The organism is Burkholderia sp. Se-20373 (assembly GCF_017104705.1).
Lineage (GTDB): Bacteria > Pseudomonadota > Gammaproteobacteria > Burkholderiales > Burkholderiaceae > Burkholderia.
Genome location: NZ_JAAGPH010000283.1, coordinates 1 through 3,862, shown reverse-complemented (window position 1 = coordinate 3,862; position 3,862 = coordinate 1). Strand labels below are relative to the sequence as shown.

Here is a 3,862-nt window from a genome sequence, read left to right as displayed (position 1 = left end):
CCGCCCACCGCCGCTGCGCCCGCCGCACCGGCCGCGCCGGCTGCCGCCGGTGCCGCGCCGTCTTCCGGCAGGTCGTACTTCGGCAGCGCATCGTTGCTCGACGTCGCGGCCGCCTCGCCGCGCGCGTTGCTGATCAGCATCTGGCGGCGTTGCAGGTACGCATTACGGACGAACGAATACTTGTCGAGCGCCGCGGCATCCAGCACGTCGCCCGCGCCGAGCAGGTTCGAACGCGTGTTGACCAGGTTCACGCCGAACAGGCCCCAGCTAACGCCGTCCGGCTTCACGTAGGTGAGCGGGTTGCCGACGTAGTCGACGCCCAGGCCGGCCGTGTCGCGCAGCGTGCTCGGGCCGAGCAGCGGCAGCACGAGATACGGGCCCGACGGCATGCCGTAGCGGCCCATCGTGATCCCGAAGTCGGCCGTATGCTTCGGCAGCTTCGCGATCGTCGCGACGTCGAACAGGCCGCCGACGCCGAACACCGTGTTGATCACGACGCGCATGATGTCGCCGACGCCGTCGGCAATGCGCAGCTGCACGATGTTGTTCGCCGCGATGTAGACGTCGCCGATGTTCGAGAAGAAGTTCGTCACGCTGTCGCGCACCGGCTGCGGCACCACGTACTGGTAGCCCTTCGCGACCGGCTTCAGCGCATACGTGTCGACCGTGTCGTTGAACTTGTACATCGACCGGTTGAAGCCTTCGAGCGGATCGCCCTTGGTCGGCGTCTGCACGGTCGCGCAGCCGCTCAACGCGGCGACTGCCGCTACCGCCAGCGCGGCCTGCCTGATGCGGATCGTCTGCATGGTCATTCCCTCTTGTTTTCTCTCGTGTGGTTATTGGCCGGCCGAACCGGACACCGCCGACGCCGGCACCGCCACCGGTGCGGGCGCGGCGGGCGCGGCGGCCGATGCACCGGCTGCCGGCTTCGCCCCGCCCGCATCGGCGGCCTTGCTGTACAGGAACTGGCCGATCAGGTTCTCGAGCACGATCGCCGATTGCGTCATCGTGATCGTATCGCCCGACTTCAGCATTTCGGTGTCACCGCCCGGATCCAGGCCGATATATTGCTCGCCGAGCAGGCCCGACGTCAGGATCTTCGCCGACGAATCCTTCGGGAACGGATACTGGCCGTCGACATCGATCGTGACAAGTGCCTGGTACGTATTCGTGTCGAAGCCGATCGACTTCACGCGGCCGACCACGACGCCCGCGCTCTTCACGGCCGCGCGCGGCTTCAGCCCGCCGATATTGTCGAATTTCATCCTCACCGAATAGGTCGGCTGAAACGACAGCGAGCTCATGTTGCCGACCTTGAGCGCCAGGAACAGCACCGCAAGGAAGCCCACCACCACGAACAGGCCGACCCAGAAGTCGAGAGCAGTCTTTTTCATCGTCATCCCAAAATTTGGCTTGGCTGAGGCTTAGCTGAACATCAGCGCGGTCAGCAGGAAATCGAGGCCGAGTACGGCGAGCGACGCGAACACGACCGTCTTGGTGGTCGCGCGCGACACGCCCTCGGGCGTGGGCTTCGCTTCATACCCTTGATACAGCGCAATGAAGGTCACGGCGAACCCGAACACGATGCTCTTGATCACGCCGTTGCCGACGTCGGCCCAGACCTGCACGCCGCCCTGCATCTGCGACCAGAATGCGCCCGGATCGACGCCGATCAGCACGACGCCGACGAAGTAACCGCCGAGCACGCCGACCGCGTTGAAGATCGCCGCCAGCAGCGGCATCGCGATGATGCCCGCCCACATGCGCGGCGCGATCACGTTCTTGATCGGGTCCACCGCCATCATCTCGAGCGCGGTGAGCTGTTCGCCGGCTTTCATCAGACCGATCTCGGCCGTGAGCGACGTGCCCGCACGCCCCGCGAACAGCAGCGCGGTGACGACCGGCCCGAGCTCACGCACGAGCGACAGCGCGACCAGCAGGCCGAGCGCCTGCTCGGAACCATAGCGGTTCAGCGTGTAATAGCCCTGCAGGCCGAGCACGAAGCCGACGAACAGCCCCGACACGGCAATGATCACGAACGAATAGTTGCCGAGGAAGTGGATCTGCTTCGTGACCAGCCGCGGCCGGCGCAGCAGCGGGAAGAATTCCAGCACGAGGCGCACGAACAGCCGCGTGCCGTAGCCCGCGCGTTCGAGGCCGCCGATGACGTAACGTCCGATCGCGCTGATCATGCGCGCCCTCCGCCGAGCCCGAAATCCGCTGCGAGCGGCGGGCTCGTGTAATGAAATTTGAACGGGCCGTCCGGCGCGCCGTCGATGAACTGCCGCACACTCGGATCGGTCGACGCGCGCAGTTCGTCGGGCGTGCCCTGCGCGAGCACGCCGCCGTTGGCGAGGAAATACACGTAGTCGGCGATCGCGAACGATTCCGGCACGTCGTGCGTGACGAGGATCGACGTGGCGCCCAGCGCCTGGTTCAGCGTGCGGATCAGGTTCGCGGTGATGCCGAGCGAGATCGGATCGAGGCCCGCGAACGGTTCGTCGTACATGATGAGCTGCGGATCGAGCGCGATCGCGCGTGCCAGCGCGATACGGCGCGCCATCCCGCCCGACACCTCGGACGGCATCAGGTCGCGCGCGCCGCGCAGCCCGACCGCGTTGAGCTTCATCAGCACGAGGTCGCGGATCAGGTCTTCGGGCAGGTCGGTGTGCTCGCGCAGCGCGAACGCGACGTTCTCGAACACCGACATGTCGGTGAACAGCGCGCCGAACTGGAACAGCATGCCCATCTTGCGGCGCAGCGCGTACAGGCCGTCGCGCGTTTGCGCGCCGACATCGGCGCCGTCGAACAGCACCTGGCCGCGGCGCGCGCGCACGAGGCCGCCGATCAGGCGCAGCACGGTCGTCTTGCCGCAACCCGACCCGCCCATGACCGCAACCACCTGCCCACGCCCGAAGCGCAGGTTCAGGTTGGACAGGACGAGGCGGTCGCCGTAGCCGAAGTCGACGTCGCGAAGTTCCAGCAGTGTCTCGGTAGGAGTGGGGCTCACGGAGCTGACAGTCCTTTTACGCAGAACGCCGAATTATAGGGCCTGCCTTGGAATGATGTCGTGAAGCCGTTCCGCGCCCTGCGGTCAATGATTGTCAAATTGTCCGGGAAAGCATTGCTGCAACGCAGCAACGGCGGCCCGATAGTCGGTCGCGCCGGTCACCGCACTGACCACCGCGACACTGCCGACGCCCGTTGCCAGCACGCCCGGCAGCGCGTCGAGCCCCACCCCGCCGATCGCGACGAGCGGCGCCCGCGCACCCGCGAAGCGCGCATAGCGGGTGATCCGCGCGAGGCCCTGTGGCGGCGCAGCAACGGCCTTGGTCGCGGTCGCGTACACGGGGCCGAGCGCGAGGTAGCTCGGGCGCTCGTGCAATGCCCGCAACATTTCGTAATAACCGTGGCTCGAAAGCCCGAGCCGCAGGCCCGCGCGCGCGATCGCGGCCAGATCGGCAGTCTCGAGGTCTTCCTGGCCCAGATGAACGCCGTACGCCCCCTCTTCTGCAGCGATCTGCCAGTGATCGTTGATGAACACGCGCGCATCCGGATAGCGACGCCCGGCCGCGACCGCGCGGGCGATTTCTCGCCGCAAGCTGTCCGGCGTCGCGCCTTTCACACGCAGTTGCACGGTCCGCACGCCGCAATCGAGCACCCGCTCGACCCATTCGGCGTCCGGCACGACCGGATACAGGCCGAGTTGCGCGGGACATGGCGCGAACGCGGGTTCGGTCGCGGCCGCGATCGTGATTCCGCTCGTGGCCTTCCTGTTGCCCGAACGGCCGGCCGACGTCCAGTTGCGCCCGTACGGCGAATCGGCCGATGCGCCGGCCGCGCCCGACGCGGCGAAGGAGAA

The 3,862-nt window shown here is 67.1% G+C and carries 5 protein-coding genes; all 5 read right to left on the bottom strand.

What is annotated here, in order from left to right; all coding sequences use genetic code 11:
- Positions 1–806: VacJ family lipoprotein (locus tag G3N96_RS37920; RefSeq protein ID WP_206140414.1), on the bottom strand; the 806-nt coding region annotated here is incomplete at its 3' end.
- Positions 807–836: 30 nt separating this feature from the next.
- Positions 837–1,400: an outer membrane lipid asymmetry maintenance protein MlaD gene (mlaD, locus tag G3N96_RS37915; RefSeq protein WP_124583784.1), complete on the bottom strand. Its 564-nt coding sequence runs from the start codon at positions 1,398–1,400 to the stop codon at positions 837–839.
- A 24-nt stretch (positions 1,401–1,424) separates the two neighbouring features.
- Positions 1,425–2,192, bottom strand: coding sequence for a lipid asymmetry maintenance ABC transporter permease subunit MlaE (mlaE, locus tag G3N96_RS37910; protein ID WP_006486220.1), 768 nt, complete (start codon positions 2,190–2,192; stop codon positions 1,425–1,427).
- Positions 2,189–3,010: an ABC transporter ATP-binding protein gene (locus tag G3N96_RS37905; protein ID WP_006477138.1), complete on the bottom strand. Its 822-nt coding sequence runs from the start codon at positions 3,008–3,010 to the stop codon at positions 2,189–2,191. The genes mlaE and G3N96_RS37905 overlap by 4 nt, the downstream gene beginning before the upstream one ends.
- Positions 3,011–3,094: 84 nt before the next feature.
- Positions 3,095–3,862 (bottom strand): thiamine phosphate synthase (gene thiE, locus G3N96_RS37900; protein WP_241023024.1); only part of this gene is annotated, 768 nt, incomplete at its 5' end.

Coding starts and splice junctions, on each gene's coding strand:
- mlaD (WP_124583784.1), bottom strand. CDS start 1,400: ATGACGATGAAAAAGACTGCTCTCGACTTCTGGGTCGGCCTGTTCGTG.
- mlaE (WP_006486220.1), bottom strand. CDS start 2,192: ATGATCAGCGCGATCGGACGTTACGTCATCGGCGGCCTCGAACGCGCG.